This is a genomic window from Pseudomonas sp. NFPP02, from assembly GCF_900119355.1.
GTDB lineage: Bacteria > Pseudomonadota > Gammaproteobacteria > Pseudomonadales > Pseudomonadaceae > Aquipseudomonas > Aquipseudomonas paracarnis.
The window spans coordinates 23,842-50,156 of sequence record NZ_FPJI01000010.1 but is presented as its reverse complement, the minus strand read 5'-3'; the positions used below and the strand labels follow the sequence as shown (position 1 = coordinate 50,156).

General features: G+C 61.1%; 24 protein-coding genes. 15 read left to right on the top strand and 9 right to left on the bottom strand.

Annotation, left to right across the window (positions count from 1 at the left end; genetic code table 11):
• The first annotated feature begins 75 nt into the window (after positions 1-75).
• The 4 genes from BT204_RS18080 (at position 76) to dhaL (ending at position 3,774) form a co-directional block, all read left to right on the top strand.
• Positions 76-831 (top strand): SDR family oxidoreductase, encoded by a 756-nt coding sequence (locus BT204_RS18080; RefSeq protein WP_072447736.1) that lies wholly within the window; start codon positions 76-78, stop codon positions 829-831.
• Between the two features lie 27 nt (positions 832-858).
• Complete coding sequence (locus tag BT204_RS18075; RefSeq protein ID WP_019817618.1) at positions 859-1,974, top strand: erythritol/L-threitol dehydrogenase; 1,116 nt, start codon at positions 859-861, stop codon at positions 1,972-1,974.
• Between the two features lie 150 nt (positions 1,975-2,124).
• Complete coding sequence (locus BT204_RS18070; RefSeq protein ID WP_034125751.1) at positions 2,125-3,126, top strand: dihydroxyacetone kinase subunit DhaK; 1,002 nt, start codon at positions 2,125-2,127, stop codon at positions 3,124-3,126.
• A 3-nt stretch (positions 3,127-3,129) separates the two neighbouring features.
• Positions 3,130-3,774, top strand: coding sequence for a dihydroxyacetone kinase subunit DhaL (dhaL, locus tag BT204_RS18065; protein WP_054896551.1), 645 nt, complete (start codon positions 3,130-3,132; stop codon positions 3,772-3,774).
• Positions 3,775-3,839: 65 nt separating this feature from the next.
• Here the strand turns inward: dhaL and sohB are convergent, their stop codons facing one another.
• Positions 3,840-4,865: a protease SohB gene (sohB, locus tag BT204_RS18060; RefSeq protein ID WP_014718187.1), complete on the bottom strand. Its 1,026-nt coding sequence runs from the start codon at positions 4,863-4,865 to the stop codon at positions 3,840-3,842.
• Between the two features lie 194 nt (positions 4,866-5,059).
• Here sohB and BT204_RS18055 point away from each other — a divergent pair, with 194 nt between their 5' ends.
• Both BT204_RS18055 and BT204_RS18050 read left to right on the top strand, forming a co-directional pair.
• Positions 5,060-5,770 carry a histidine phosphatase family protein gene (locus tag BT204_RS18055; RefSeq protein WP_034135852.1) on the top strand — a complete coding sequence of 237 codons (711 nt, stop codon included), beginning with the start codon at positions 5,060-5,062 and terminating at the stop codon, positions 5,768-5,770.
• 56 nt (positions 5,771-5,826) lie between these two features.
• On the top strand, positions 5,827-6,141 hold the full coding sequence (locus BT204_RS18050) for an SCP2 sterol-binding domain-containing protein (RefSeq protein ID WP_034125754.1): 315 nt from the start codon (positions 5,827-5,829) through the stop codon (positions 6,139-6,141).
• A 182-nt stretch (positions 6,142-6,323) separates the two neighbouring features.
• Here the strand turns inward: BT204_RS18050 and BT204_RS18045 are convergent, their stop codons facing one another.
• The gene (locus BT204_RS18045; RefSeq protein ID WP_072447734.1) at positions 6,324-8,960 is read right to left on the bottom strand and encodes an MGH1-like glycoside hydrolase domain-containing protein; all 2,637 of its coding nucleotides are present in this window, start codon (positions 8,958-8,960) and stop codon (positions 6,324-6,326) included.
• 198 nt (positions 8,961-9,158) lie between these two features.
• Here BT204_RS18045 and BT204_RS18040 point away from each other — a divergent pair, with 198 nt between their 5' ends.
• Positions 9,159-10,535 carry a 2-oxoadipate dioxygenase/decarboxylase HglS gene (locus tag BT204_RS18040; protein WP_072447732.1) on the top strand — a complete coding sequence of 459 codons (1,377 nt, stop codon included), beginning with the start codon at positions 9,159-9,161 and terminating at the stop codon, positions 10,533-10,535.
• Between the two features lie 780 nt (positions 10,536-11,315).
• Here BT204_RS18040 and BT204_RS18035 read toward each other — a convergent pair.
• Positions 11,316-11,540: an HP1242/YdcH family protein gene (locus BT204_RS18035; RefSeq protein WP_072447730.1), complete on the bottom strand. Its 225-nt coding sequence runs from the start codon at positions 11,538-11,540 to the stop codon at positions 11,316-11,318.
• A gap of 175 nt (positions 11,541-11,715) precedes the next feature.
• On the opposite strand from BT204_RS18035, the gene tkt reads away from it, so the two are divergent.
• Positions 11,716-13,770, top strand: coding sequence for a transketolase (gene tkt, locus BT204_RS18030; protein ID WP_072447728.1), 2,055 nt, complete (start codon positions 11,716-11,718; stop codon positions 13,768-13,770).
• 30 nt (positions 13,771-13,800) lie between these two features.
• Here the strand turns inward: tkt and BT204_RS18025 are convergent, their stop codons facing one another.
• Positions 13,801-14,712, bottom strand: coding sequence for a LysR family transcriptional regulator (locus tag BT204_RS18025; protein ID WP_072447726.1), 912 nt, complete (start codon positions 14,710-14,712; stop codon positions 13,801-13,803).
• 250 nt (positions 14,713-14,962) lie between these two features.
• Here BT204_RS18025 and BT204_RS18020 point away from each other — a divergent pair, with 250 nt between their 5' ends.
• The 3 genes from BT204_RS18020 to BT204_RS27570 all read left to right on the top strand — a co-directional run bounded on the left by BT204_RS18020 (position 14,963) and on the right by BT204_RS27570 (position 17,977).
• Complete coding sequence (locus tag BT204_RS18020; protein WP_072447724.1) at positions 14,963-16,378, top strand: purine-cytosine permease family protein; 1,416 nt, start codon at positions 14,963-14,965, stop codon at positions 16,376-16,378.
• 214 nt (positions 16,379-16,592) lie between these two features.
• Complete coding sequence (locus BT204_RS18015; protein ID WP_060765081.1) at positions 16,593-17,102, top strand: GNAT family N-acetyltransferase; 510 nt, start codon at positions 16,593-16,595, stop codon at positions 17,100-17,102.
• A 308-nt stretch (positions 17,103-17,410) separates the two neighbouring features.
• On the top strand, positions 17,411-17,977 hold the full coding sequence (locus tag BT204_RS27570; protein WP_139271524.1) for a hypothetical protein: 567 nt from the start codon (positions 17,411-17,413) through the stop codon (positions 17,975-17,977).
• Positions 17,978-18,123: 146 nt separating this feature from the next.
• Here BT204_RS27570 and BT204_RS18005 read toward each other — a convergent pair whose 3' ends face one another.
• Positions 18,124-19,317, bottom strand: a complete 1,194-nt coding sequence (locus BT204_RS18005; protein WP_072447719.1) for a TPM domain-containing protein — start codon at positions 19,315-19,317, stop codon at positions 18,124-18,126.
• 131 nt (positions 19,318-19,448) lie between these two features.
• Here BT204_RS18005 and BT204_RS18000 point away from each other — a divergent pair, with 131 nt between their 5' ends.
• Positions 19,449-20,264 carry an alpha/beta fold hydrolase gene (locus BT204_RS18000; RefSeq protein WP_072447717.1) on the top strand — a complete coding sequence of 272 codons (816 nt, stop codon included), beginning with the start codon at positions 19,449-19,451 and terminating at the stop codon, positions 20,262-20,264.
• Entirely contained in the window at positions 20,254-21,390 is a 1,137-nt protein-coding gene (locus tag BT204_RS17995) for a PAS domain-containing sensor histidine kinase (protein ID WP_072447715.1), read from the top strand. The genes BT204_RS18000 and BT204_RS17995 overlap by 11 nt, the downstream gene beginning before the upstream one ends.
• Here BT204_RS17995 and dapF read toward each other — a convergent pair.
• Positions 21,387-22,190, bottom strand: coding sequence for a diaminopimelate epimerase (dapF, locus tag BT204_RS17990; protein ID WP_034125768.1), 804 nt, complete (start codon positions 22,188-22,190; stop codon positions 21,387-21,389). The two genes, BT204_RS17995 and dapF, sit on opposite strands and share 4 nt — an antisense overlap.
• Positions 22,191-22,350: 160 nt before the next feature.
• Between dapF and BT204_RS17985 the strand changes: the two genes are divergently transcribed.
• The gene (locus BT204_RS17985; RefSeq protein ID WP_034125769.1) at positions 22,351-22,848 is read left to right on the top strand and encodes a P-loop nucleotide/nucleoside kinase family protein; all 498 of its coding nucleotides are present in this window, start codon (positions 22,351-22,353) and stop codon (positions 22,846-22,848) included.
• Between the two features lie 107 nt (positions 22,849-22,955).
• On the opposite strand, the gene BT204_RS17980 is transcribed toward BT204_RS17985, so the two are convergent.
• From BT204_RS17980 to BT204_RS17970, 3 genes are read right to left on the bottom strand one after another with little or no spacing between them, the layout of a single operon-like run.
• Positions 22,956-23,366 carry an SRPBCC family protein gene (locus tag BT204_RS17980; protein ID WP_054918606.1) on the bottom strand — a complete coding sequence of 137 codons (411 nt, stop codon included), beginning with the start codon at positions 23,364-23,366 and terminating at the stop codon, positions 22,956-22,958.
• Positions 23,367-23,391: 25 nt separating this feature from the next.
• A complete protein-coding gene (locus BT204_RS17975; protein WP_072447712.1) occupies positions 23,392-24,189 on the bottom strand; it encodes an SDR family NAD(P)-dependent oxidoreductase in 798 nt (265 codons plus the stop codon).
• A gap of 11 nt (positions 24,190-24,200) precedes the next feature.
• A complete protein-coding gene (locus BT204_RS17970; RefSeq protein WP_072447710.1) occupies positions 24,201-25,211 on the bottom strand; it encodes an aldo/keto reductase in 1,011 nt (336 codons plus the stop codon).
• A 112-nt stretch (positions 25,212-25,323) separates the two neighbouring features.
• Between BT204_RS17970 and BT204_RS17965 the strand changes: the two genes are divergently transcribed.
• Positions 25,324-26,220 carry a LysR substrate-binding domain-containing protein gene (locus BT204_RS17965; protein ID WP_072447707.1) on the top strand — a complete coding sequence of 299 codons (897 nt, stop codon included), beginning with the start codon at positions 25,324-25,326 and terminating at the stop codon, positions 26,218-26,220.
• Positions 26,221-26,315 lie beyond the last annotated feature (95 nt).

Below are 26,315 nucleotides of genomic sequence, written 5' to 3'. Positions count from 1 at the left end.
CGCGTCACTTAACATCGGAACGCAGAGCGTTCCACGCGGCATTCCCACGCAGAGCGTGGGAACGAGGAGTCATTCATGTCTGGTTTCTGGAACCAAGCCTTCGACCTCAGCGGCCGTTGCGCGGTGATCACCGGTGGCGCCGCCGGCATCGGCCTGGCCTGCGCCACTTTGCTGGCGGAACGCGGCGCAAGGGTGGCGCTGCTGGACCGCGATCCGGCCGTGGTCGAAGTGGCCACCAGCCTGGGTGCCGGGCACCTGGGCATTGCCGTCGACCTCGGGAAGATCGACCGAATACAACCGACCGTCGACAAGGTGTTCGCGCATTTCCAGCGTCTGGATTACCTGATCAACAGCGCAGGCGTGGTGCTGCTGGACAAGGCCATCGAGGTCAGCGAAAGCGCCTGGGACACCACCCTGGACATCAACCTCAAGGCCAGTTTTTTCATGGCTCAGGCCTGCGCCAGGCACATGATCGCCCAGGGCAGCGGGCGCATCGTCAACCTGGCGTCCCAGGCCGCCGTGATTGGCCTGGACCGTCACGTCGCCTACTGCGCCAGCAAAGCCGCCATCGTCGGCATGACCAAGGTATTGGCCATGGAGTGGGCGCCGCAGATCAACGTCAACGCCATCTCTCCGACCATCGTCGAAACCGCCCTGGGCAAAAAAGCCTGGGCGGGCGAGGTGGGTGAGCGGGCCAAATTGCAGATTCCGGCAGGTCGCTTTGCCCAACCGGAAGAAATCGCCGGGCTGGCGTTGTACCTGCTCAGTGATGCCGCGCAGATGATCACCGGTGCCAACATGGTGATCGACGGCGGCTACAGCATTCAGTAATTCATCGTTATGTCGTGAGGTTTTGTCATGTCCACCGTCACCGAACGCACACCTGAACAACTCGCCCCGAGCATCCCGAAAACCATGCAGGCTGTGGTCTGCCACGGTCCCGAAGATTACCGCCTGGAAACCGTCGACGTGCCCACGCCCGGCCCCGACGAGATCCTGACCAAAGTCGAGCTGTGCGGCATTTGCATGGGCGATATCAAGACCTATCGCGGCGCGCCGTCGTTCTGGGGCGATGCCGAACAACCGCGCTACGTGAAGCCACCGATGATCCCCGGGCATGAGTTCGTGTGCCGCGTGGTCGCCCTTGGCCCAGGCGCCGAGAAGCGCGGCGTGGCCGTGGGCGACCGGGTGATCTCCGAGCAGATCGTGCCGTGCTGGGGCTGCCGCTTTTGCAACCACGGCCAGTACTGGATGTGCCAGAAGCACGACCTGTATGGCTTCCAGAACAATGTGCAGGGCGCCATGGCCCAATACATGATCTTCACCAAGGAAGGCATCATCCACAAAGTACCGGAATCCATCGCCCCCGATGAAGCGATCCTGATCGAACCCCTGGCCTGCTCGCTACACGCGGCGGAACGCGCCAACGTCGACCATGACGACATCGTGGTGGTCGCCGGCGCCGGCACCCTGGGCCTGGGCATCATCGGCGCGGTGCGGTTGCGCAACCCGAAAAAACTCATCGTGCTGGACATGAAACCCGAACGCGCCGCCCTCGCCCTGCGCCTGGGCGCCGATGAAGTGTGGAACCCGGCCGAGGTGGATGTGTTGGCGAAGATCCGCGAAATCACCGATGGCTACGGCTGCGACATTTATATCGAGGCGACCGGGCATCACAAGGCGGTGAACCAAGGCCTGGCGATGCTGCGCAAGCTGGGACGCTTTGTGGAATTCAGCGTGTTCAATGACGAGGCCACGGTGGATTGGTCGATCATCGGTGACCGCAAGGAGCTGGATATCCTCGGCTCGCACCTGGGGCCGTATATGTACCCAAGGGCCATAGACTTTATCGGCAACCGCAAGATCGATATGCGCGACGTGGTGACCCACAAGTTTGCGCTGGCGGACTTCAAGGAAGCCTTTGCGGTGATGGAGCGCGGCGATAAATCGCTGAAGGTTGTGCTCGAACCCTGAAAGTTTACTCAACCGCTTTTACTGTAGGAGCGAGCTTGCTCGCGAAGAACTCAAGGCCGCCACGCTGAATCAGACAGCCCGCGTCATCGTTGGCGTTTTTCGCGAGCAAGCTCGCTCCTACAGTTAATAAAAACAACAGGAACCCGCGTTATGAATCGAGTCATCAACGATCCCGACCAAGTGGTCGAAGACATGCTGCGCGGCATCCTGGTCGCGCACCCCGAACTGCGCCAGTACGAAAGCAACCCACGGGTCATTGTCCGGGCCAGACCGTCCGCCCAGGGCCGCGTCGGCATTGTCACCGGCGGCGGCTCCGGGCATGAACCGGCATTCCTCGGCTATGTTGGCCCGGGCCTGGTGGATGCGGTGGCCGTCGGCGAGATTTTTTCCTCGCCCACCGCCAAGAGCTTTTTCGACGCCTTCCGCGCCGCCGACCATGGCGCAGGCGTGGCCTGCCTGTATGGCAACTACGCGGGCGACAACATGAACGTGAAGCTGGCAATGAAAATGGCCGCCAGCAAAGACATGCGCATCCGCACCGTGGTCGCCAACGACGACGTGGCCTCCGCGCCCAAGGCCGATATTGCCAAGCGTCGCGGCGTGGCCGGGGAGATCTTCATGTGGAAGATCGGCGGTGCCGCCGCTGCCCAGCATTACGACCTGGACGGCGTGATTCGGGTGGCGCAGAAAACCGTCGACCACTGCCGCTCGATTGGTATCGGCCTTACGCCCTGCACGATCGCCGCGGTGGGCAAGCCGAACTTCCAGATTCCCGACGGCCAGATGGAGCTGGGTATCGGCCATCATGGCGAACCGGGCATCGAAGTCATCCCGATTGAACCGGCCGCCGCCATGGCCGAGCGCATGCTGGCGCCGATCCTCGCCGACCGCGATTTCAGCCAGGACGACAGCGTGGTGGTGCTGGTCTCAGGCCTGGGCGCCACCCCGGTGATGGAGTTGTATATTTTCTACGCCGAGGTGGAAAAACAGCTCAAGGCCAAAGGTTTGAAGATTCACCGTTGCTACGTGGGCAACTACTTCACGTCCCTGGAGATGATGGGCGTGACCTTGACCCTGCTCGGCCTCGACGCCGAGCTGAAAACCCTGATCGACCAACCCTGCCGCTCCATCGGCATGACCCAGGCGGAGTGAACCATGAGCGAGCATTTTTCCACCCATGACGGTAGCGCCATTGTCGCCGACCTGGTCAGCGTGATCGTGGCAAACCGGGAGTACCTCAGCGAAGTCGACGGCGCTATAGGCGATGGCGACCATGGCATCAACATGGCCAAGGGCTTTGCCCATTGCGGCCGCACGATCGAAGGCCGCCAACTGACCCTGGCCGAAGCCCTGGATGAACTGACCCTGAGCCTGATGGAAGGCATCGGCGGCTCCATGGGGCCCTTGTATGGCAGCCTGTTTATCGGCATGGCCGACGAAGTGCGCGGCAGTGAAGACATCGACGCCGCCACCTTCGCCCACCTGCTGCGCGGCGGCTTGACCTCGTTGCAGGACATCACCGAAGCGGGCGTGGGCGACAAGTGCTTGATGGACACGTTGATCCCGGCGGTGGAAGCCTTTGAACGGGCGCATGCAGCGGCGCGTTCTTTCAGCGATGCACTCGACGCGATGAAAAGCGCTGCTTCTCAGGGGCGGGATTCGACCAAGGACCTGGTGGCCAAGATTGGCCGGGCCAGTCGTTTGGGCGAGCGTTCCCTCGGAGTTCTGGATGCCGGGGCCGTGTCGTGCTGCCTGATCCTTACGCAGTTGGCGGACTCGATTAAACCCCGTTTGACCTGACATGATCGTTCCCACGCTCCGCGTGCGAACGATCGACAAGGGATTACCTGGTTTTCAGTACTGGCTTACCAGAACCGCTGCTGGGTCAAGCGGCTCCACCAGGTCAACAGCACCCGGTCCACCGAACCGCTGGCCGCCAAGCCCACGCGCTCCTGCAGGCTCTTACGCTCGGCATAGTGCAGGTGGAACACTTCGGCGGTCTTGGCCTTGGTGGCCAGGTATTCATCGCTGGTTTGCAGCTCATCGACCAGTTGTTTGTCGAGAGCGGCAACCCCCAACCACACTTCGCCAGTGGCCACCTCGTCAATCGCCAACTGCGGGCGGTAACGCGAGACGAAGTTCTTGAACAGCTGATGAGTGATGTCCAGGTCTTCCTGGAACTTCTCCCGGCCCTTCTCGGTGTTTTCGCCGAACACTGTGAGCGTGCGCTTGTATTCACCGGCGGTCAGCACTTCAAAGTCGATGTCGTGCTTTTTAAGCAGGCGATTGACGTTGGGCAACTGCGCCACCACGCCAATGGAACCGAGAATGGCGAAGGGAGCGCTGATGATCTTCTCGCCGATGCACGCCATCATGTAGCCACCGCTGGCCGCGACTTTGTCGATGCACACGGTCAACGGCACGCCGGCCTGGCGGATACGCGCCAGTTGCGAGGAGGCCAGGCCATAGCTGTGCACCATGCCGCCGCCGCTTTCCAGGCGTAACACCACTTCGTCCTTGGGCGTGGCCAGGCTCAGCAGTGCGGTGATTTCATGGCGCAGGCTTTCGGTGGCCGAGGCCTTGATGTCACCGTCGAAATCCAGCACGAATACCCGTGGCTTGGGCTCGGGCTTCTTCTTGTCTTTCTTCTTTTCAGCTTTGCTTTCGGACTTGCGCAGGGCCTTGAGCTGGTCCTTGTCGAGCAGGCTGGACTCCAGGCGCTCACGCAAGCCCTTGTAGAAATCATTCAGCTTGCTGACCTGCAATTGGCCGGCGGATTTACGACGACCTTTGCTGCGCAGTGCTGCAAAGCTGATCAGTACCACCAGAATAGCGACCACCAGGGTGACGGTCTTCGCCAGAAAGCTCGCGTATTCGGCCAAAAAATCCATATGTCTCCTTAAAAAATGCACTGCGCCAGGCGCGGATGGCCTCAGCATACCGACGCCACTGCGAAGGAGCCAGTGATCAAACCGCCAGCAGGTGGGCTCCAACGCGCTTTTAAAACAAGCGTATGTTTTTTCATTGACAGCTCGCAGGCATCCTCATAACCTCGCCAGACTTTCAACGTACCGGGAAAACGGACGTGGGCAGCATTTATCTGATTCGACATGGCCAGGCTTCCTTCGGTGCAGACGACTATGACGTCCTCTCGCCCATTGGCGTGGAACAAGCGCAAGTGCTCGGTCGCCACCTGGCAGACCTGGGCATTGCGTTTGACCGCTGCATCGCCGGCGACCTGCGTCGCCAGCAGCACACTGCCAGCGCCACGTTCGACCAGTACAGCGCCCTGGGCTTGCCGGTTCCGGCATTGGAAACAGACAGCGCGTTCAACGAGTTCGACGGCGAGGCGATCATTCGCGGCCTGTTGCCCGACCTGCTCAGCAGTGAGCCGGATGCCGTGCACATCCTGCGCAATGGCCCGCAGAACCGCAGCGAGTTCCAACGCATTTTCGCCCTGATCATCGAACGCTGGCTGGCCGGCACCTATGATCCGCCCGGGCTGGAAAGCTGGCTGGGGTTTGTCGAGCGGGTCCAGGGTGGTTTGCAGCGGATCCTTGAAGCCGCCAACCACACCGACAAAATCGCCGTATTCACCTCCGGCGGCACCATCACCGCCCTGCTCCACCTGATTACCCGAATGCCTGCCGCCCAGGCCTTCGAAATGAACTGGCAAATTGTTAACACCTCGCTCAACCAACTGAAGTTCCGTGGTCGCGAGGTGGCACTGGCTTCCTTCAACAGTCACGCCCACTTGCAACTGTTGAAGGCGCCGCAGCTCATCACTTTCCGATGAACTGCGGCCAACCGTGACCCCAAGGTCACTGGACTCTACCCTTAAGGATCGAAACCATGACTGACGTAGCTAAAGCAGTAGAAGCAATGAAAGCCAAATTCAACCCAAGCGCTGCCGAAGGCTTGGACCTGGTGTTCGGTTTCCGTATCGACGACAGCAAGAATTTCTCGCTGGTAGTCAAGGACAAGACCTGCGAGCTCAAAGAAGGCGAAAACCCTGACGCGCAGGTCACCCTGGTGATGGACAGCGAGACCCTGGAAGGCATCGTCGACGGCTCCACCGACGGCATGCAAGCGTTCATGGGCGGCAAGCTGCGCACCGAAGGCGACATGATGCTGGCGATGAAGCTGAGCGAGCTGTTCCCTTCCTGATTCACGGGTAACCCTGAATCCTGATCCCGCCTCCCCAGGCGGGATTTTTTTGCCTGCATTCTCGCGGTGAATGAAGATCCCCTGTGGGAGCTGGCTTGCCTGCGATGGCATCTACTCCATCACCGCGGTGCCTGTATCGCAGGCAAGCCAGCTCCCACAGAAAAGCAAATCCGTAGGACTGCTCAGGTTTTTGGCTGTAGCAACAACGCCACCAACGCGCTCCACCCGGTCTGGTGTGAAGCCCCCAACCCTCGCCCTGTCTCACCATGAAAATACTCATGGAACAACACCAGGTCACGACTGGCCGGGTCTTCCTGCAACTGCGCATACCCCGCCATCGACGGCCGCACACCGTTTTCATCTTTGAGAAACAGCCGCGTCAGCCGCTCGCTGAGGCTGTCAGCCACTTCCTCGAGTGACGCCAGATACCCACTGCCCGTCGGGTACTCCACGGAAAAATGCTCCGCGTAATAGCGATGAAATTCGCGCAACGATTCAATCAGCATGTAATTGACCGGCATCCACAGCGGCCCGCGCCAATTGGAGTTGCCGCCGTACAAGCGTGAGTCGGATTCACCGGGTTGGTAACTGGCGCACAAGGTGTCGCCATTCATCTTCAACGCCAGGGGCTGCTCGGCGAACGCCTTGGACAGGGCGCGCACGCCAAAGGCCGACAAGAACTCCTGGTCATCCAGCATGCGTCGCAGCAAATCCTTGGTGCGTTCACCGCGCAGCAGCGCCAGCAACAGGCGGTTGCCCTGCCCCGGTTCGGTCCAGCGCGAAACCAACCTGGCCAGGTCCGGCCGATGATGCATAAAGCCCAGCAGGCGCTCGCGCAAGCCTTCCAGGCCCTCGTGCTCGCGCTGTTCCAGCACAAGCACCGCGAACAGCGGCATTAACCCGACGATGGAGCGCAGGCGCACCGGTTCGCTCTGGCCATCAGGACGGTGCAGTACGTCGTAGAAAAACTGGTCCTGCTCATCCCACAAGCCTTCGGCGCTGTCATCGACGCGGTTGATAGCACCGGCGATGTAGAGGAAATGCTCGAAAAACTTCACGGCAATGTCCACGTACACCACATTGCGCTTGGCCAACTCCAGGCCGATGCGCATCAGGTCCAGGGCATAGGCCGCCACCCAGGCGGTGCCATCGGCCTGGTCCAACTGGTAACCCGGCGGCAACGTGGCCGAGCGGTCGAACAAGGCGATATTGTCCAGGCCCAGAAAACCGCCCTGGAACAGGTTGCGGCCCTCGGCGTCCTTGCGGTTGACCCACCAGGAGAAATTCAACAGCAGCTTGTGAAAGATGCGCTCCAAGAAATCCATGTCGCCCACGCCGGTCAACGCCTTGTCCTGCTGATATACGCGCCAGCTGGCCCAGGCATGCACGGGCGGGTTGGCGTCGTCAAAACGCCATTCGTAGGCCGGCAATTGGCCGTTGGGGTGCATGAAGCGGTCCTTTACCAGCAGCAACAGCTGTTGCTTGGCGTAACCGGGGTCGATCAGCGCGATGGCCACCGCCTGGAAGCCTTGATCCCAAGAGGCATACCAGGGGTATTCCCAAGTGTCGGGCATGGACAAGATGTCGAAGTTGCTCAGGTGCCGCCAATGGGAATTGCGGATAAGCAGACGCTCGGGCGGTGGCGCGGGCTGAGCCGGGTCGCCGTCAAGCCACTGGTTCACGTCGAAATAGTACAGTTGCTTGGACCACAGCAGGCCGGCCAGGGCCTGGCGTTGCACATTGCGCGCATCGTCATCGGCAAGGCCCTGTTGCAAGACCGCGTAGAAGTCATCGGCCTCCTGGCGGCGCTGTTCGAATAGCTTGCTCGCATTGACATCGGGCGCGTCCAGAGGCGCAAAACGCAGGTAAAGAGTTTTGCTTTCCTGGCCCGCCAGTTCAAGGGTGAAATGCGCGGCCACCTTGGTGCCGGCGTCCCGGCGAACGGCCGACTCAACCCCGCCCACCACGTAATCATTAATGCCATCCTTGAATGGCCCCGGCGCCGGTTGCCCGTCCAGTTTGGGCCGATTGGTTTGGTTTTCGCAGAACAGCCACTGCAACCCGTCCTGGCCCCAGGCACTGAGGTGGCGATCATCGAGTTCATGATGACGCGCCAGAACCCGCTCGCCGTCCAACCTCAAGCTGGGCTTGGGTGCATCGAAGGTCCAGCTCCAGTCATTGCGCGCCCAGAGCTGGGGCAGCACCTGCAGGCGTGTGGGTTGGTCCGAACGGTTATGCACGGTGACGCGCATGAAAATATCGTCGGGCTGATGCTTGGCGTATTCGACACTGACGTCGCAGTAGTGGTTGTCTGCGAACACACCGGTATCAAGGATTTCATACTCGGCATCCGCCAGCCCACGACGGGCGTTTTCGGCGATCAGGTCAGCGTAGGGAAAGGCCGCATGGGGATATTTGTAGAGCATGCGCATGTAGGCATGGCTCGGCACGCCATCGACGAAAAAGTACAGTTCCTTGACGTCTTCACCGTGGTTGCCTTCGGCGTTGTCGAGGCCGAACAGACGTTCCTTGAGGATTGCGTCACGCTCGTTCCACAGCGCCAGGCCCAGGCACCAGCGTTGAGCCTTGTCACTGAAACCGGCCAACCCGTCCTCGCCCCATCGATAGGCGCGGCTGCGTGCATGCTCATGAGGGAAGTAGGCCCAGGCGTCACCGTCGGCGCTGTAGTCTTCGCGCACCGTGCCCCATTGGCGTTCACTCAGGTACGGGCCCCAGTCGCGCCACTGCTCGGCGCCTGGCGTTGCCAGGCGCTGGCCTTCGAGGGTGTCCAGCAGGTTGGTTGCGGGTTTGGCCGTCATTGGGTCCTCCTTCACCTACACGGTGGAGCGCAGTGTAGAGCCCAATGACGCCCGCTTGCACATGAAGACTTGGACGCAGGGTCAACTCATTCATTTGCAGAATGAAGTCCAGAAGAATCTTCGTTTGCAAGGCAGCCGGCGGCTCAACAAAATCAGGCAAAGGCCACTTTCATCGCTCCAGCCATCAGGAATTTTTCTATGCACGCCACTGCACATGTCAGCCCTGACGAGATCCGCAAGGGCTTTTCCAAGGCCATGTCCGACATGTATCGAGATGAAGTTCCGTTATATGGGGCGTTGCTGGAGTTGGTGGCCGAGACCAATGCACATGTGCTCGACAGCGAACCGGGCCTGGCGCACCAGCTGCAACGTACCGGCGAAATCCAGCGCCTGGGCATGGAACGCCACGGCGCCATCCGCCTGGGCACCGCTGCGGAACTGGCGACTATCAGCCGTTTGTTTGCGGTGATGGGCATGCAACCGGTGGGGTACTACGACCTCACCCCCGCTGGCGTACCTGTTCACTCCACCGCCTTTCGCGCCGTGCATGAACACGCGCTGCAAACCAGCCCGTTTCGCGTGTTCACTTCATTGCTGCGCCTGGAACTGATCGAAAACCCCGACCTGCGCGCCTTCGCCGAAAGCGCCCTGGCCAAGCGCTCGATCTTCACCGGCGAGGCCTTGGCATTGATCGACCAGGCAGAGACCCAAGGCGGCTTGAATGCCAGCGATGCCGAGGTCTTTATCCGCCAGGCCCTGGAGACGTTCCGCTGGCACCACACTGCCACGGTCACCGGCGCCCAATATCAGCAACTGAGCGACCAGCACCGCCTGATCGCCGACGTCGTCGCGTTCAAAGGCCCGCACATCAACCACCTGACGCCACGCACCCTGGACATCGACCAGGTGCAGGCGGCGATGCCCGGCAAAGGCATCACTCCCAAAGCCGTGATCGAAGGCCCACCTCGGCGCCAATGTCCGATCCTGCTGCGCCAGACCAGCTTCAAGGCCCTGGACGAACCCATCGCCTTCACCGATGCCCACGGCAGCCACAGCGCACGCTTCGGCGAAATCGAACAGCGCGGCGTCGCACTTACCCCTAAAGGCCGCGCCCTGTACGACCAACTGCTGAACGCCGCCCGCGACGAACTCGGCACATTCCCCAATGAGGCCAACGCCGAGCGCTATGTGCAATTGATGGAACAGCACTTCCACGCCTTCCCCGATAACTACCCGCAGATGCGCGAGCAGGGCTTGGCGTATTTTCGCTACTTCGTCACCGATAAAGGCCTGACGGCACGCGCCCAGGCCGATCAGCCGCGCACATTGGAGGCGCTGGTCGGTGCCGGTCATGTGGCGGTGGAGCCGTTGGTGTATGAGGACTTTTTGCCGGTCAGTGCGGCGGGGATCTTCCAGTCAAACCTGGGGGATGGGGCGCAGAGTCACTACGCGGGCAACTCCAACCGAGATGCCTTCGAACAGGCGCTGGGGCGCAGGACGATTGATGAGTTGCAGTTGTATGAGCAGACGCAGCAGCGTTCCATGGATATATGCGTTGAAACGCTGTTGAAATGACTGGATGCAAGACCGAACGCCAAGCGTCACGGCGTTGATGGTAACCACGATGCGAAGCGAGCCGCTTTTGATCTTGATCTGCTTTTGATCTTGATCTTAAGCGCCCCGTCAAACCACGCTGGCCGGAATTCGACAGGGATTTGGGGGGTAAACCGGCAGGGATGCGGGTTTAGCCGCCCCGCGCCATGGATGGCGCGTGGCGGCGGCCCCCCAAATCACTGGAGGATTACGGGCACACCGAGCCTAAGCGAGGTGCCGAGTGGTGGGGCAAGAGCCTTTTGCTTACTTTTGGGCTTTTCAAAAGTGAGCCGCTGTAAAAGCGGAACCCTAAGTGGCCGTTACCGCAGGAATGGATATACACCCGGTATACCTGCGTCGCCTGTCAGGCCGCCTTCGCGAGCAAGCCCGCTCCCACAGTTGGATCGCGGTGTGTCAGGTAGGTAGGCGTCGGCTGGGAGGCCGCCATCGCAGGCAAGCCAGCTCCCACAGACGGCATTTGCAGCCGACCGATTCGGCCCTGTGTTGCATGAATTCTGAGGATGCCCACCCGGCTCAAACAACGCAATCCTTGCGCCGCAACAAGCCCCAGAGCCGAGTGGACGGGGGCATCATAAGGAGAGAAGCGACACTTGTCCTCCAGACAATTCTGAACAAATGTGCACATTCCGTGTGTGTGTGTGGCGAGGGAGCTTGCTCCCGCTGGGGTGCGAAGCGCCCCCATCGGCGGCGGCTGCGCAGCCGAACGGGAGCAAGCTCCCTCGCCACAGGTTACGGGTTTGCTTAAGCCAGCCGCTGCGCAATTTCGTCTTTGATCGACAGCCGCTTCTTCTTCAGGTTCTCCACCTCTTCATCGCTGGCACTGGCTTTTTCCGCTTTTAGCACCTTGGCGTCGGCGTCGTCGTATTGAGTGAGCAGTGAGTCCAACCGGTTGTCTTGCGCCCTGCGCTTGTGAACGTCTTCCTTGCTCAATCCCAAGTCCTGATACAGGTCGTGTTTCACTGGCATGGCGTACCTCCACAGATTGATCGATGGTCTGCGCCCTTGAAGCTAGCCCATTCCAACAAGACTTGTCATGTTTGAAGTCAAGAACGACCCGTTCGTCGCGGCGCACGCGATGGGATCAAACCTTTGCCCCGCCCTGCCCTCCACTGTAGATCGCCACCCCAGGGAGAACGGTTTTATGAGTCACGTTGCCACTGCTGCCGACACCCAATGCATCAATACCCTACGCACCCTGGCCATGGATGCCGTGCAGAAGGCCAATTCGGGTCACCCTGGCACGCCCATGGGCCTGGCGCCCGTGGGGTACACACTGTGGAGTCGCTTCCTGCGTTATCACCCCGAACATCCCGACTGGCCCAACCGTGACCGTTTTGTGTTGTCGGTGGGGCATGCCTCGATGTTGCTGTATTCGCTATTGCACCTGGCCGGCGTGGTAGAGATCGACGCCCACGGCAAGCGTTCCGGCCAACCGGCCGTCAGCCTCGAGGATATCAAGCAGTTCCGGCAGATGGGCTCCAAGACCCCTGGCCACCCCGAGTACCGCATGACCACAGGCGTAGAAACCACCACGGGCCCGTTGGGCCAGGGCTGCGCCAACAGCGTGGGCATGGCCATGGCTGAGCGTTGGCTGGCTCAGCGCTTCAACCGCGACGGCCAGGTGCTGTTTGACTATGACGTCTACACCCTGTGCGGTGACGGCGACATGATGGAAGGCATCAGCAGCGAAGCCGCGTCCCTGGCCGGGCACTTGAAGCTCGATAACCTGTGCTGGATCTATGACAACAACACCATCAGCATCGAGGGCCACACTGAGCTGGCGTTCAGTGAAGACGTGATCCAACGCTTCCAGGCGTATGGCTGGCACACCGTGCATGTCACCGACGCCAATGACTTGCAGGCCTTGAGCGTGGCGCTGGAAACCTTCAAGGCCAACACCGGCGCGCCCACCTTGATCGTCGTGGACAGCGTGATCGGCTACGGCTCACCGCACAAACACAATACCGCTGCTGCCCATGGCGAGCCGTTGGGGGACGATGAAATTCGCCTGACCAAGGCCGCCTATGGCTGGCCGCAGGATTCGAGCTTCCTGGTGCCGCAAGAGGCTCGCACAGTGTTGCGCGATGCCCTTTACGAACGTGCCGAGCCGTTGTACGCCGAATGGAACCAGACCCTGGCCTCCCTCGAGCCGCAACGGGCCGATGAACTGCAACGCATGCGCGCCGGGGAAATGCCCGAGCAATGGCAAGCGCACCTGCCAGACTTTGCCGCCGATGCCAAAGGCGTCGCCAGCCGTACCTCAGGCGGCGAAGTGTTGAATGCCTTCGCCCAACAGATCCCCTGGCTGCTGGGCGGCTCGGCGGATTTGTCGCCCTCGACCAAGACCAACCTCACCTTCGACGACGCCGGGCGTTTCAGCGCGGATGATTACAGCGGGCGCAACCTGCACTTCGGTATCCGCGAACACGCCATGGGCGCAATCGCCAACGGCATGGCGCTGTCCTACCTGCGCCCGTATACCTCGACCTTCCTGGTATTCAGCGATTACATGAAACCGCCGATCCGCCTGGCGGCGATCATGGAATTACCCGTGATCTTCGTGTTTACCCATGACTCCATCGGCGTCGGCGAGGATGGACCGACACATCAGCCTATCGAACACCTCACCCAACTGCGGGCCACGCCGGGGCTGTTGACCTTGCGCCCGGGCGATGCCAATGAAACGCTGGAATTGTGGAAAGTCGCCTTGGCCCAGACTCATCGGCCCAGCTGTGTCGTGCTGTCACGCCAGCCGCTGCCCACCCTGGATCGCACCCAGTACGCGGCGGCCTGCGGTGCGGCCAAAGGTGCCTACGTGCTGGCCAGTGCGCAAGAGCCTGAGGTCATCCTGATAGGAACAGGCAGCGAAGTCAGCCTGGCGGTAGCCGCCTATGAGCAGCTCAAAGGTGAAGGCATTGCCGCCAGCGTGGTATCGATGCCCAGTTGGGAGCTGTTTGAAGACCAGGATCAAGCCTACCGCGACAGTGTGCTGCCGCCCGCGGTGAAAGCCCGCGTAGTGGTGGAACAGGCAGGTCCCTTGGGCTGGGACCGCTATGTCGGGCAGACCGGCGCCAAGGTGGTGATGAACAGTTTTGGGGCCTCGGCACCGCTGGCAAAGTTGCAGGAGAAGTTCGGGTTTACCCTGGACAATGTGGTGAAGCTGGCCAAGCAACAGCTCCAGTTGGCTGAAAACTGACCCGCATAAGCGCGCGGGGCTGGTTCGCAGTCACGCCAGTAACCGCGCAAGTTCTTCACGGCAATAGTCGACAAACAATTGCACCGGCTTGGTCAGCGGTGCACGACGCAGCCACACGGCCGACAACCCGGACCCCGTGACCGTTTCAGCCAAGGGAATGCACACCACCTTCTGCCCATCATAGGTGTACTCGCTGAAGGGTTTGGTCACCAGGATCGAGAACCCGAACCGGCGCCCCACCATGCCCCGCACCATTTCGATGGAGGGCGAGCTGAATACGATATTCGGGGTCAGCCCGCGCTCTTCGAAGATGCTCACGAAGTAGGTACGGCTGGGCAACACGTCCAGCAAAATCATTGGCTCCAGCACCAGGTCGGCCAGGGACACCCTGGCCTGCTGGGCGAAGCGGTGATCGGCCGGCAGCAACGCATAGGGCTGTTGGGGCGGCATCAACGGCGTGGTCTCGATGGTGCCGCCCAGGTCGTGCTCAAACAACATCGCCACGTCGATACTGCCTGCGGTCAGCGCCTGCACCAATTCTTGCTGCTCGCCATCGCGGATGCGGATCTCCACCCCTGGCCAGCGCGCCTTGAAGCCGGCGATCAAGCGTGGCAGGTACAACGGCGCCACAGTTTCAAAGCAGCCGATGTCGATCTGCCCGGCCACCACGTCATTATCCGCCAGGGCGTTCTGCTCGAACTCATGGGCCACCCGCAACAGCTCCAAAGCCTTGCGATAAAAGCGCGCGCCACTGGGCGTAAGGGAAACGCCCTGGGCGTGGTGGCGGATAAACAGCTGCACGCCAAAGCTGTCTTCCAGCTGTTTGATCGCCGTGGACACCGACGGCTGGGCGATATACAGCTTGCGCGACGCCTCGGCGACGCTGCCGCATTCGGCCGTGGTCACAAAATATCTGAGCTGGCGCAGGTTGTAGGCAGCCATCGGCACCTCCATAAACGTGGGTTTTCGCCCCAAACAGGTGCGCAGATACACCGGTTTTTCAAGCCATTGAAGCCCATGCAACATACCGGAGCATAAAACCACGTGAGATATTTTTTTTAAGGTCTATAGCAACAAACTTACTAATTTACCTGCCTGCGCCCATTACAGATGATCACTCCAACAACAAAGCGCCGCCCGTGCAGCGCATAGCGAAGTACGTCCACGTACTCACCTTGCCTTGGAGCTCGTCATGGTTACCACTGCAACATCCTCCGCCCCGCTCATCGAAAAACACACGATTGGATACGTGCCTCCGGAAGATCGCCATGGAAAGGTAAGAGACCTGTTCACCCTGTGGTTCGGCGGCAACATCGCGCCGTTGCCTATCGTCACTGGCGCACTGGGTGTGCAACTGTTCCACCTCAACCTGGTGTGGGGCATTGTCGCCATTCTTGTCGGCCATTTGGTCGGCGGTGTGCTGATGGCATTGCACTCAGCCCAGGGCCCGCAGATGGGCATCCCGCAGATGATCCAGAGCCGTGCTCAGTTCGGCTCCCTCGGCGCGTTGCTGGTGGTGGTGATTGCCGGGGTGATGTACATCGGCTTCTTCGCCTCCAACATTGTGCTGGCCGGTAAATCCCTGCACGGCGTGGTGGACGTCGTGCCTGTACCGGTGGGCATCGTTATCGGCGCCATTGGTTCCGGGATCATCGGCATCATCGGCTATCGCTTCATCCACGTACTCAATCGAATCGGCACCTGGGTACTGGGCGCCGGCATCGTGCTGGGCTTTGCCTACATCTTCACCCATGTACAGACCACGGATTTCCTCACCCGTGGCAGCTTCAACATCTCGGGTTGGCTGGCCACCGTTTCCCTGGCCGCGCTGTGGCAGATCGCCTTTGCGCCCTACGTGTCGGACTATTCCCGCTACCTGCCAGCCGACGTGCCGGTAGCCGCCACCTTCTGGACCACCTACCTGGGCTCGGCGCTGGGGTCGAGCCTGGCGTTCATCTTCGGCGCCGTGGCAGTGCTCGCCACGCCGGTAGGCATGGACACCATGGACGCCGTCAAACTCGCCACCGGCGCCATCGGCCCGTTGATGCTGGTACTGTTCCTGCTCAGCGTGATCAGCCACAACGCCCTCAACCTGTACGGCGCGGTGCTGTCGATCATCACCCTGGTACAGACCTTCGCCTACCGCTGGATCCCGACCGCGAAAAGCCGTGCGGTGATCTCCATTATCGTGCTGGCCGCCTGTTCGATTGCGGCGGTGTTTGCTTCCCAAGACTTCATCGGTCACTTCGTCGACATGGTGCTGGTGCTGCTCGTGGTGCTGGTGCCCTGGACGGCGATCAACCTGATCGACTTCTACGCCATTCACAAAGGCCAATACGACATCGCCTCGATCTTCCGTGTGGATGGCGGCATCTACGGCAAGTACAACCCGCAGGCGCTGCTGGCCTATGCGGTGGGGATCGCGGTGCAGATTCCGTTCATGAACACGCCGCTGTACGTCGGGCCGATTTCGCAGCACATCAACGGCGCGGACTTGTCGTGGGTGGTGGGGCTGGCGGTGACCTCGCCGTTGTACTTCTGGTTGGCGAGTCGGGACAGTGCGTATAAGCGCCGGATGGACAGTGGCAAGTTGGTGGGTGGGGTTTGATACAGACTCTCGGTCGCGCCTGCCCTACCCTTACAACGTGTAGGAGCGCGCTTGCTCGCGAAAAACTCGCAGGCGCCGCGTTCATCCAGGAGGCGCGCGTTATCGTTGACGTTTTTCGCGAGCAAGCTCGCTCCTACAAGGGGTGCCGTGCGGTGCCATAGGCCCGATGTTTCTCTATGATGTGGCCTTTCACTGAACATCCCTGGAACCGCCCATGCCCACTCTCACCCTGCGCAACGCCCTGCCCACCGACGCCGCACGCTGCTTTCACATTGAAACCACCGCTTACGAAGGCGACGAAGCCGCAACGCTTGAAAAAATCGCCACGCGCATCGCGCAGTATCCCGAGGGATTTCTGATCCTGGAGGAAGATGGCGCAGTGGTGGGGTTCATCAACTCGGGCTGTGCCCATGAGGTGGTAATGTCGGACGAGGCTTTCAAGGAGTTGGTGGGCCATGACGCCGAGGCGCCGAATGTGGTGATCATGTCGGTGGTGGTCGACCCGGCCCATCAAGGCAAGGGCTATGCGAAAAGACTGATGACCGCGTTCGTGCAGCGCATGGGAACACTGGGCAAGCAGACGATTCATCTAATGTGCAAGCAACAGCATGTGCCGTTGTACACCCGCATGGGCTATACCTACGTGCGCCCTTCGCCGTCGGATCACGGTGGGATGGCGTGGCATGAAATGGTGATGGCGTTGAAAGCCACACCGTCGCAGTAGTGATTGTGTGTTGCAAGGCATGAAACTGCCGAAAAGCCGTGCAGGGAACGAATGCTTTTCAACAGGTAAAAATCCTGGATTTGTCTGTGCTGTCTGACGTCAAGCCTGACGCTGCAAAGCGTTATCTCAGATTGTGCCTACAGCAACTTCTCCCGCTGTATGAGCTAACCACACAGGGGTTTCACACGCTTACATTCACGCGAAACAGGCCACATTGAGTGAAGGTTCCGGGCGCTGTAGCCTGCGAAACACCCCGCCAGGACCCTGCCCCGGCGGGGCATCTTCCTAGCTATCACAGAGGTGTAATCGTGTCTTCAATCAGTGGCTTCACCCCATCCATCCCGACCCATCAACCTGTTGACGCAAACAAGATCGATAACGATAAACCCAGGTACAACCCCTTGGAAGAAAACAGGGTTGGCGATGATGCAGAAGTGTCCGGTGGCAAGTGCGGCTGGAAGAGCGTCGGCGACGAATATCGGGCCTACGCCAATCGCAATCGGTTTGATCGCCTCTTCCTGCCTTCGGACAAAAAAGCCATCCACGTCGCTCAGGTCCATCCTCTTCCCCATCGGTTTGATCACCACTTCGTGCCTTCGGACAAAAAGGTCATCGACGACGCGCAGTTCCACCCTCTTCCCCATCGGTTTGATCAGATCTTCCTGCCTTCGGACAAAAAGGTCATCGACGACGCGCAGATCCACCCTCTTCCCCGTCGGTTTGATCACCTCTGCCTGCCGTCGGACAAAAAGGTCATCGACGACGCGCAGATCCCCCCTCTTCCCCATCGGTTTGATAACGGTTACCTGCCTGCGGACCAAAAGGTCATCGACGACGCTCCGAGCGTCGCCAATCGCGCCCCCATAGATTCCTAAATCAAATCCGACGGCAAGGGCGGTTGGGTCAAGGCGTAACAGTGCAAACGACTGTTTGCTATCCAAGCCGTTGCGCCTCCCCATGGTATTGCCAAACACGCGCTTGCCATGGGTGGGGTGCGAAAGCGTGGGCATCCGCCAGCGAGTCACCAACTGCCGGAAGCCCCACCACCGCCACTGGAACCACCACCACCGGACGAGCTGCTGCTAGAACTGCTGGAACTTGAACCGGAGCCACCGCCCGAGCCAGATCCAGCCCCCTCGCCAACCTTGCCAAAGATAATCAGCGCGACAAACGATGCGATAGGAAACGCCAGCAGCCAGCCGTCGCGGCCGCCGTCAATCACCCATCCTGCCACCACGTACACCACTACCGCCGCCAGCAGCCGCACGATAAAACCGGCGCGGCTGGTGCGCCATGTCTCTCTCATGATCAGCAGCAGTACCAGGTACAACCCCAGCACCACCAAGACGCCCAATGGCCACAGCAGCCAATGGATGAAACTGACATCCACGTACTGGTTTGCCATAACCAACCCGAGGCTGTAAGCCAGCAGCCCGATCACACAGTAAAACAGCGTACGCACCTGCCACAGCGCGCCGAATATCGCGCCGCCTATCAACAGCGTCAGCGGCACGACAAACAGGAACATCGGCCACTCCCAACCGCCCGCCAGCAGCGTCAACAACAGCGTGGCCGCCACGGCGGCGATCAACGCCTTGCGCCAATGCAGCTTGCCGGCTGCAATCGCCACGCCGCCCAAGCCGCCCAGGATAAGCGCCGCCAACAATGCCATGAATTGGGGGTTGATCCCGGCTCCCGCCAGTTGCGGCAGGTCACCGCCGTCCACCAGCACGGTCAGGGCGTCCACCCCCTGTTGCACACCGCCGGCAAAATCGCCCTGGCGAAACGCCGGGGTGATCTGTTCTTCAATAATACGATGGGCCAGCAGGTCGGTGACGATGCCTTCCAGGCCGTAGCCCACCTCGATACGTACCTTGCGGTCGTCCTTGGCCACCACCAGCAGGATGCCGTCGTTGACGTCCTTGCGTCCCAGTTTCCAGGCACGAAACAGCTGGTTGGCGTAGCCTTCGATATCGGCGCTGCCGGTGGTTGGCACCAGCAATACCGCCACTTGCGCGCCTTTGCGTTGTTCAAGGTCAGCCAGCTGTTGCTTGAGGCGCTGGGCGGTGCCCGAGTCGAGGGTGTTTGTCAGGTCAATGACCCGCTGATCAAGGGCTACCTCAATCGGCGAGGTGTCCGCATGAGCGGTGATCAACAGGCTGGAAAATACCAGGGCCAGTAGGCTGAACACCGATTGCCGCACAAGCACGATCATGTATGGTTACCTGAAGTCTCTCCCTGAAGGCGCCGACTTTACCTTATCTGCGTGCAAACGCGTGACCCAGGGCCTGCGACTATCTAAACTGCCGATCAGCTGCATAGCAATAAGCCATCTACGGGACGCCCATGGACCTAAGTCACCGCAACAATGTACATGTGATGGGCAACGGTCCCTCGACCCTGGTGTTTTCCCACGGTTTTGGTTGCAACCAGGCCATGTGGGATGCCCTGGCGCCGCACTTTCTCGACCGCTTTCGCGTGGTGCTGTATGACCTGGTTGGCGCCGGCCTGTCGGACCTGAGCGCGTTCGACAAAGCCAAATACAGCCGCCTGGATGGCTATGCCCATGACCTGAACGAGATTATCGACGCCTACGCCCAAGGCCCGGTGATTCTAGTGGGCCACTCGGTGAGCTCGATGATCGGCACTCTCGCTGATCGTTTCATCCCGGAACGCATTGCCGCGCATGTGATGATTGGCCCATCGCCGCGCTATATCGACACTGAGGAGTATGTCGGCGGTTTCAAGCACGATGACATCGACGACCTGCTCGACACCCTCGACAGCAACTACCTGGGCTGGTCCAGCGCCATGGCCCCGGTGATCATGGGCGCACCGACGCAACCGCACCTGAGCGAGGCGCTCACCGACAGCTTCTGTCGCACCGAGCCGGACATCGCCAAGCAGTTCGCCCGCGTGACCTTCCTGTCGGATAACCGCCAGGATGTGTTCGGCCTGACCACCCCGGTGCTGATCCTGCAATCGACCGACGACCTGATCGCCCCCGTGGCCGTGGGTGAATACCTGCACACCGTATTACCTAACAGCACTTATTGCCTGGTCGAGAATGTCGGCCATTGCCCGCATATGAGCGCGCCCCAGGCGTGTGCCGCGGCGATGGACCGGTTCCTGGCCCCTTGGGCGGCTGCCGATGCCCGTTGACCCGCTGTTTGACAGCGCGGCCTGTGCCCTGGCGGTGACCCAGGAAGATGGCACGATCCTGCACGTCAACCCACGCTTGTGCGATTGGCTGGGCTTCACGGCGGCCCAACTGCTGGGCCGGCGTTTCCAGGACCTGCTGGCCATGGGCGGGCGGATTTTCTACCAGACGCACCTGGCGCCAATGCTGCGCATGCACGGCAGCGTCACCGAGGTGAAGCTCGACATCCGCCATTCCAACGGGCACAAAGTCACGGTCTTGCTCAATGCCAACCAGCGCCAGCAGCCGGCCGGCGTGGTGTATGACCTGGCGCTGTTCGGCACCACCGACCGTGACAAGTACGAGCGCGAACTGCTCAATGCGCGCAAGCAGGCCGAAGCCCTGCTGCAGGAAAAAACCGCCACGGAACTGGCCCTGCAACAGGCCCAGGCCGAGCTGAGCGAGGCCTATGCCATTGCCCAGCGCCGGGCGTTGTTTGCCGAACAGATGGTGGCGATTGTCAGCCACGACCTGAAAAACCCTCTGACGGCGATCCGCATGGCCGCCGACTTTCTCCAGCGCGGCGAGCGCACGGCCAAGGAGCGCCAGCTACTGGGGCACATCGGCCAGTCTTCCGAACGCGCCCTTCGCATGATCGCCGACCTGCTGGACTTCACCCAGGCCCGGGTCGGCCAGGGCATTACCATCAAGCCGCAACCGCTGGACCTGCATGGCGTTATTCATCGCAGCGTCGACGAACTGCGGGTGGCCTTCCCCAAGGCCACGCTGGTGCATCACGCCGAGGGCCAGGGCGACGCCTGCCTGGACGCCGACCGTGTGCAACAGATGATCGGTAACCTGGTGGCCAACAGCGTGGCCTATGGCGACTTGCTGCAGCCGATTACCATCACCTCACGCCTGGGCGACAACACCTGCGCGGTTGCGGTGCACAACCACGGCCCGGCGATTCCGCAAACCCTGCTGGCCGGGTTGTTCGAACCCATGACCCGCGGCACCGACCAAGGCAGCGACGTGCGTAGCGTAGGCCTGGGCCTGTATATCGTGCGCGAACTGGCCAAAGTACATGGCGGCGACGTGGCGGTGAGTTCCTGTGCGAGTGCCGGCACCACGTTTACCGTGAAGTTCTAGTCCAGGTACGCGGTGCCCTGCATGATCGGCTCGACACGGCCGGTCAATATCACGCCGCCCTGCCCGTCCCATTGCACCGTGACCGCGCCACCGTCGCACTGGACTTCCACACGCTCATCGAGCAGCCCTCGCCGGATGCCGTTGACGACCGCCCCGCAACAGCATGAACCGGACCCCAGCGGCACACCGCCGCCACGCTCCCAGATACGCAGGCGGATATGGCCGCGGTCCAGCACTTGCACGAAATGCACATTGGTCCTGGCCGGAAACAGCGGGTGAACTTCCAGGGTCGAGCCTATGGCCTCAATATCGAGCGCAGTCACATCCTCTACAAAAAACGTGCAATGCGGGTTGCCCATGCTGCACGCTGCCGGCTGGCCGTCGATAGGCAACACGCAGGTGTCCATCGCCTTGGCCAAGGGTACCGACGCCCAGCCCAGCGAGGGTGCGCCCATGTCCACCGACACCCGCTGCCCATCAGCACGTGTGCATGTCAGTAAACCGCGGTCGCTAAGCAGCACAATGGCCTCGGCACCTGCCTCATGCATCAGGCGGTCGGCCACGCCACGAGTCGCGCTGCCGCAGGTTTGCAGGCGTGTTCCGTCGGGGTTCCAGAACTGAACGCGCGCGGCGGCCTGCTCACAGTCGAGCACCACCGCCAGTTGATTGAAACCGATGCCGGTGCGGCGGTTACCCAGGTGGCGGGCAATCTGCGCATTAATGGGGTTATCCTCGCCACGGCGGTCGATGATAATGAAGTCATCGCCGTGGGCGTGCATCTTCACGAACGGCAGGGTCATGGGCGCTCCTGTGGGTGAAATGAATCACGCGGTTCTAATACCACTGTAGGAGCGAGCTTGCTCGCGAAAAACTCACAGGCACCGCGTTTATTCAGGCAGTACGCGTTTTGTTGGCGTTTTTCGCGAGCAAGCTCGCTCCTACATATGGGGTTGATGGGTCATGCTTATTGTATTCAGCGGCTTGCCTGGCAGTGGCAAGACCACGATTGCCAGGGAGCTGGCGCGACAGTTGGGCGCGGTTTACCTGCGTATTGATGTGATTGAGCAGGCGCTGCGGGAGGCTGCGGTGTTGGCGGGCGATGTGGGGGCCAGTGGCTACGGTGTGGCGAATGCGCTGGCGCTGAGTAACCTGCGCCTGGGACAGCGGGTAATCGCCGATTGTGTGAACCCGGTGAAGGAAAGCCGCGATGCCTGGCAAGCGGTGGCGACAGCGGCCGGCGTGGCACTGATCAATATCGAGGTAGTGTGTACCGATCAGCAGGCGCATCGGCGCCGAGTCGAAGGGCGTGTGGGCGATATTCCGGGGCTGGTGCCACCGACCTGGGAATCGGTACAGGTACATGAGTATGAACGCTGGGAGGTACCACCGTTCAGGCTGGATACGGCGCAGATGACGCCGGCAGAGGCTGTCGCGGCAGCCTTGCTCCATATAGGCTAAACCCAACCTGTGGCGAGGGAGCTTGCTCCCGCTGGGGCGCGAAGCGGCCCCGCTCTTTGTGGGACTGCTACGCAGTCCAGCGGGAGCAAGCTCCCTCGCCACAATCTTTAGAAGTTACCGCGCAGCGCCTCAAGCCCGCCTTCGTAAATACCGGCAAACAATTCCTCGACTTGCGCATCGGTGGTGCCCGCTGCCGGCGTGAACACGCCGGACCAGGTCACTTTCGCCGAGGTGTCCGTCAACGCTTCCACCTGCAAGGTCGACAGGTAAGCACTCACCGGAAACGGCGACGCTTCAATGGTGTAGCTGTAGGTGCGCGCAACGTTGTCGAAAGTCTGCAAGCGCTCGACAATCGTGCCGCCGTCAGCGGCGGTCAGATGACGCACACGGCCACCCTCGCTCGGCTCGCTCTTGGCAATCAAAGGCAGCCAGTCGGGCAGGCTGTTGAAGCCGCCAATCAGTTGCCAGACTTGGTCGGCCGACACCGCAATTTCAATCACAGAAGAAGCTGTTGCCACAATCAATACTCCAGTCAGGAAAAAATCAGATTGCCATGCTGTCGACAACGCCACCGTCAACCCGCAGCGCGGCACCGGTCGTCGCCGAAGACAGCGGTGAAGCAATGTACGCCACCAGGTTCGCCACTTCATCCACATTGGCCGCACGCTGGATGATCGAGGTGGGCCGCGCATGGCGCACAAACACATCTGCTTCGTCTCGGGCACTGCGCCCGGATTCGGCCGTGGCGTCCTTGAGCATGTGTTCCAGGCCATCGGTAAAGGTCGGCCCCGGCAAGATAGCATTCACCGTCACCCCAGTACCCGCCAGGCGCTTGGCCAGGCCGTGGGACACCGCCAGGTTGGCGCTTTTGGTCACTCCGTAGTTGATCATGTCAGCCGGCGTCGCCACGCCGGACTCCGACGACACGAAGATCACCCGACCCCAGCCCTGCTCGACCATACCCGGCACATAATGCCGCGCCAGGCGCACGCCGGAGATCACATTGACCTCATAGAAGCGCGCCCACTCACTGTCTGGCGCGTCGAAGAAATCCACCGCGTCGAAGATGCCCAGGTTGTTGACCAGAATGTCGGCGCGGGGTTCGGCGGCGAAGAGTTTCTGTGCGCCTTCAACGGTCCCGAGGTCGGCCACTAAACCACGCAGTTGAGCAGCGGGAACCGCCTGGCGAATGCTCGCCAAGGCGTCGTCCACCTTGCCTGTATCACGCCCGATCACCACCACCGTGGCACCGGATTGCGCCAGGGCCTGGCTGATGCCCAGGCCGATACCGGCGGTGCTACCGCTGACAATAGCCACTTTGCCGCTTACATCAATCTTCATGCTCAAGCTCCTTAACGTGAGAGAGGCAAAGGTGCACGGTCCGAGATCAAGCGGGCCTCGCGCAACGCCTGCCAGAAGGCTGCTGGAATCTGTTCAGACAACGCCGCGACGTCTTCGGCAATCCGCCCCGGACGACTGGCACCGGGAATCACCGCCGCCACCGCCGGATGCGCCAGTGAAAACTGTAGCGCAGCGGCCTTGATACTGACGCCAAACGCCTGGGCAATCGCCTTGATCTGCTCGACCTTGGCAATGATCGCCGGACCGGCTTGCTGGTATTCAAAGTGCGCACCGCCAGCGAGGATGCCGGAGCTGTACGGGCCACCGACGACGATCTCGACCTGCTGGGCGTGGGCTGCGTCCATCAGGCGCTGCAAGGCGCGGTCGTGGTCCAGCAGCGTATAGCGACCCGCCAGCAGAAAGCCGTCGGGCTGGGCTTCGGCCAGGTCCAGGGTCAACTCGCAAGGCTCGACACGATTGACGCCCAGCCCCCAGGCCTTAATCACTCCTTGCTCGCGCAAACGGGTGAGTACTTTGAAGGCACCAGTGCGGGCCTGGTTGAAGTATTCCAGCCATTGGTCGCCGTAAAAATCCTGGGCGATGTCGTGAACCCACACGATGTCCAGGCGATCGGTTTGCAGGCGTGTCAGGCTGTCTTCAATGGAGCGCAGGGTGGCGTCGGCGCTGTAGTCATTGATTATTTTATTGGGCCGGCCGTGTTCGAATACGCCGCTTTTTTCCCCAAGGTCACGGGCGGTTTCTTCGACTTCATCGAGAATTACCCGGCCAACCTTGGTGCTGAGCACGTAGTCATCGCGGTGATACTTGGACAGGGCCTGGCCCAAGCGGATTTCCGACAGGCCCGAGCCGTAGAACGGCGCGGTATCGAAGTAACGCACGCCGTGGCTCCAGGCGGCCTCGACGGTGGCCTGGGCTTCTTCTTCGGGGATAGCGCGAAACATATTGCCCAAGGGGGCGGTGCCAAAGCCCAGTACGCCGGGCAGTGTGTCTTTCAAGCTCATGGTGGTTCCTCAATCGGTGCGAGGTCGCTGTGACCGTTGAGCAGATGCTAGATTGCGCAGATCAGACCGTCCAAGACATACTGCGACCAACTTGAGTCCTTGCAGGTCTTACATGATTGATCTACGCCAGTTGCGCTACTTCGAAGTGGTGGCCGAAGAAGAACACGTCGGCCGCGCCGCCGAGCGCTTGCACATTTCCCAATCGCCCCTGAGTCGGCAGATCGCCCAGCTCGAGGAACGCCTGGGCCTGACCCTGTTCGAGCGCAGCCAGCAGCGCATCCGCCTGACCCGCGACGGCCAGACGTTCCTGGCCGAAACCAAGGCCCTGCTGACCCACGCCAACCGCCTGGAGTCCCTGGGCAAGCGCCTGGGCCGCGGCGAAGAAGGCGGTTTGTGCATCGGTTATATCGAAAACGCCATGCACGCCGGTGTCCTGCCCAATGCCTTGCGCATACTGCGCGACGACCGGCCCGCCGTGCATATCAAGCTGTATAACCTGCCCTCCCTGGAACAACTCGAAGGTTTGCGCCAACGCAGCCTGGACATCGCCCTGGTGGGCGAACCACCTGCCGCCGACGACCCGGACCTGACCGCCTGGCAAGTCCTCGATGACCCGATGCTGCTGGCCCTGCCCGAACAGCATCCGCTGGTTCAACAACATGAACTGTTACCCGAGCACCTGGCCGACCAACAATGGATCGGCGTGCAGCGCAAACCTGGCGCCAACCCGGCCGATGATTTCGTCGCCGCCTGTATCCGTGCCGGTTTCACCCCGCAGATTCCTATGGAAGCCAGCGAGCCCTTTACTGCATTGGGCCTGGTCGCGTCGGGGCTAGGGGTGGCGATGGTGCAAAAGGGCCTGAGCCGCAACGCTCCACCGGGCGTGGTATTGCGCGAACTGCCGTGGCTGGCCTACACCACACCGCTGTGGGCGGCCTGGCACCGCGTCAACTTGAGGCCGTTGGTGGAAACCTTTCGCAAAGTGCTGACCGAACCTGAGGCTATCTGACTGACGCCCCACAGGGTGTCTATGCCGGGTGATGATTTTGTGGGCAACGCAGAACCAGTGTGGGAGCTGGCTTGCCTGCGATAGCGGTGGTTCAG

Coding starts and splice junctions, on each gene's coding strand:
- BT204_RS18080 (WP_072447736.1), top strand. CDS start 76: ATGTCTGGTTTCTGGAACCAAGCCTTCGACCTCAGCGGCCGTTGCGCG.
- BT204_RS18075 (WP_019817618.1), top strand. CDS start 859: ATGTCCACCGTCACCGAACGCACACCTGAACAACTCGCCCCGAGCATC.
- BT204_RS18070 (WP_034125751.1), top strand. CDS start 2,125: ATGAATCGAGTCATCAACGATCCCGACCAAGTGGTCGAAGACATGCTG.
- dhaL (WP_054896551.1), top strand. CDS start 3,130: ATGAGCGAGCATTTTTCCACCCATGACGGTAGCGCCATTGTCGCCGAC.
- sohB (WP_014718187.1), bottom strand. CDS start 4,865: ATGGATTTTTTGGCCGAATACGCGAGCTTTCTGGCGAAGACCGTCACC.
- BT204_RS18050 (WP_034125754.1), top strand. CDS start 5,827: ATGACTGACGTAGCTAAAGCAGTAGAAGCAATGAAAGCCAAATTCAAC.
- BT204_RS18045 (WP_072447734.1), bottom strand. CDS start 8,960: ATGACGGCCAAACCCGCAACCAACCTGCTGGACACCCTCGAAGGCCAG.
- BT204_RS18040 (WP_072447732.1), top strand. CDS start 9,159: ATGCACGCCACTGCACATGTCAGCCCTGACGAGATCCGCAAGGGCTTT.
- BT204_RS18035 (WP_072447730.1), bottom strand. CDS start 11,540: ATGCCAGTGAAACACGACCTGTATCAGGACTTGGGATTGAGCAAGGAA.
- tkt (WP_072447728.1), top strand. CDS start 11,716: ATGAGTCACGTTGCCACTGCTGCCGACACCCAATGCATCAATACCCTA.
- BT204_RS18025 (WP_072447726.1), bottom strand. CDS start 14,712: ATGGCTGCCTACAACCTGCGCCAGCTCAGATATTTTGTGACCACGGCC.
- BT204_RS18020 (WP_072447724.1), top strand. CDS start 14,963: ATGGTTACCACTGCAACATCCTCCGCCCCGCTCATCGAAAAACACACG.
- BT204_RS18015 (WP_060765081.1), top strand. CDS start 16,593: ATGCCCACTCTCACCCTGCGCAACGCCCTGCCCACCGACGCCGCACGC.
- BT204_RS18005 (WP_072447719.1), bottom strand. CDS start 19,317: ATGATCGTGCTTGTGCGGCAATCGGTGTTCAGCCTACTGGCCCTGGTA.
- BT204_RS18000 (WP_072447717.1), top strand. CDS start 19,449: ATGGACCTAAGTCACCGCAACAATGTACATGTGATGGGCAACGGTCCC.
- BT204_RS17995 (WP_072447715.1), top strand. CDS start 20,254: ATGCCCGTTGACCCGCTGTTTGACAGCGCGGCCTGTGCCCTGGCGGTG.
- dapF (WP_034125768.1), bottom strand. CDS start 22,190: ATGACCCTGCCGTTCGTGAAGATGCACGCCCACGGCGATGACTTCATT.
- BT204_RS17985 (WP_034125769.1), top strand. CDS start 22,351: ATGCTTATTGTATTCAGCGGCTTGCCTGGCAGTGGCAAGACCACGATT.
- BT204_RS17975 (WP_072447712.1), bottom strand. CDS start 24,189: ATGAAGATTGATGTAAGCGGCAAAGTGGCTATTGTCAGCGGTAGCACC.
- BT204_RS17970 (WP_072447710.1), bottom strand. CDS start 25,211: ATGAGCTTGAAAGACACACTGCCCGGCGTACTGGGCTTTGGCACCGCC.
- BT204_RS17965 (WP_072447707.1), top strand. CDS start 25,324: ATGATTGATCTACGCCAGTTGCGCTACTTCGAAGTGGTGGCCGAAGAA.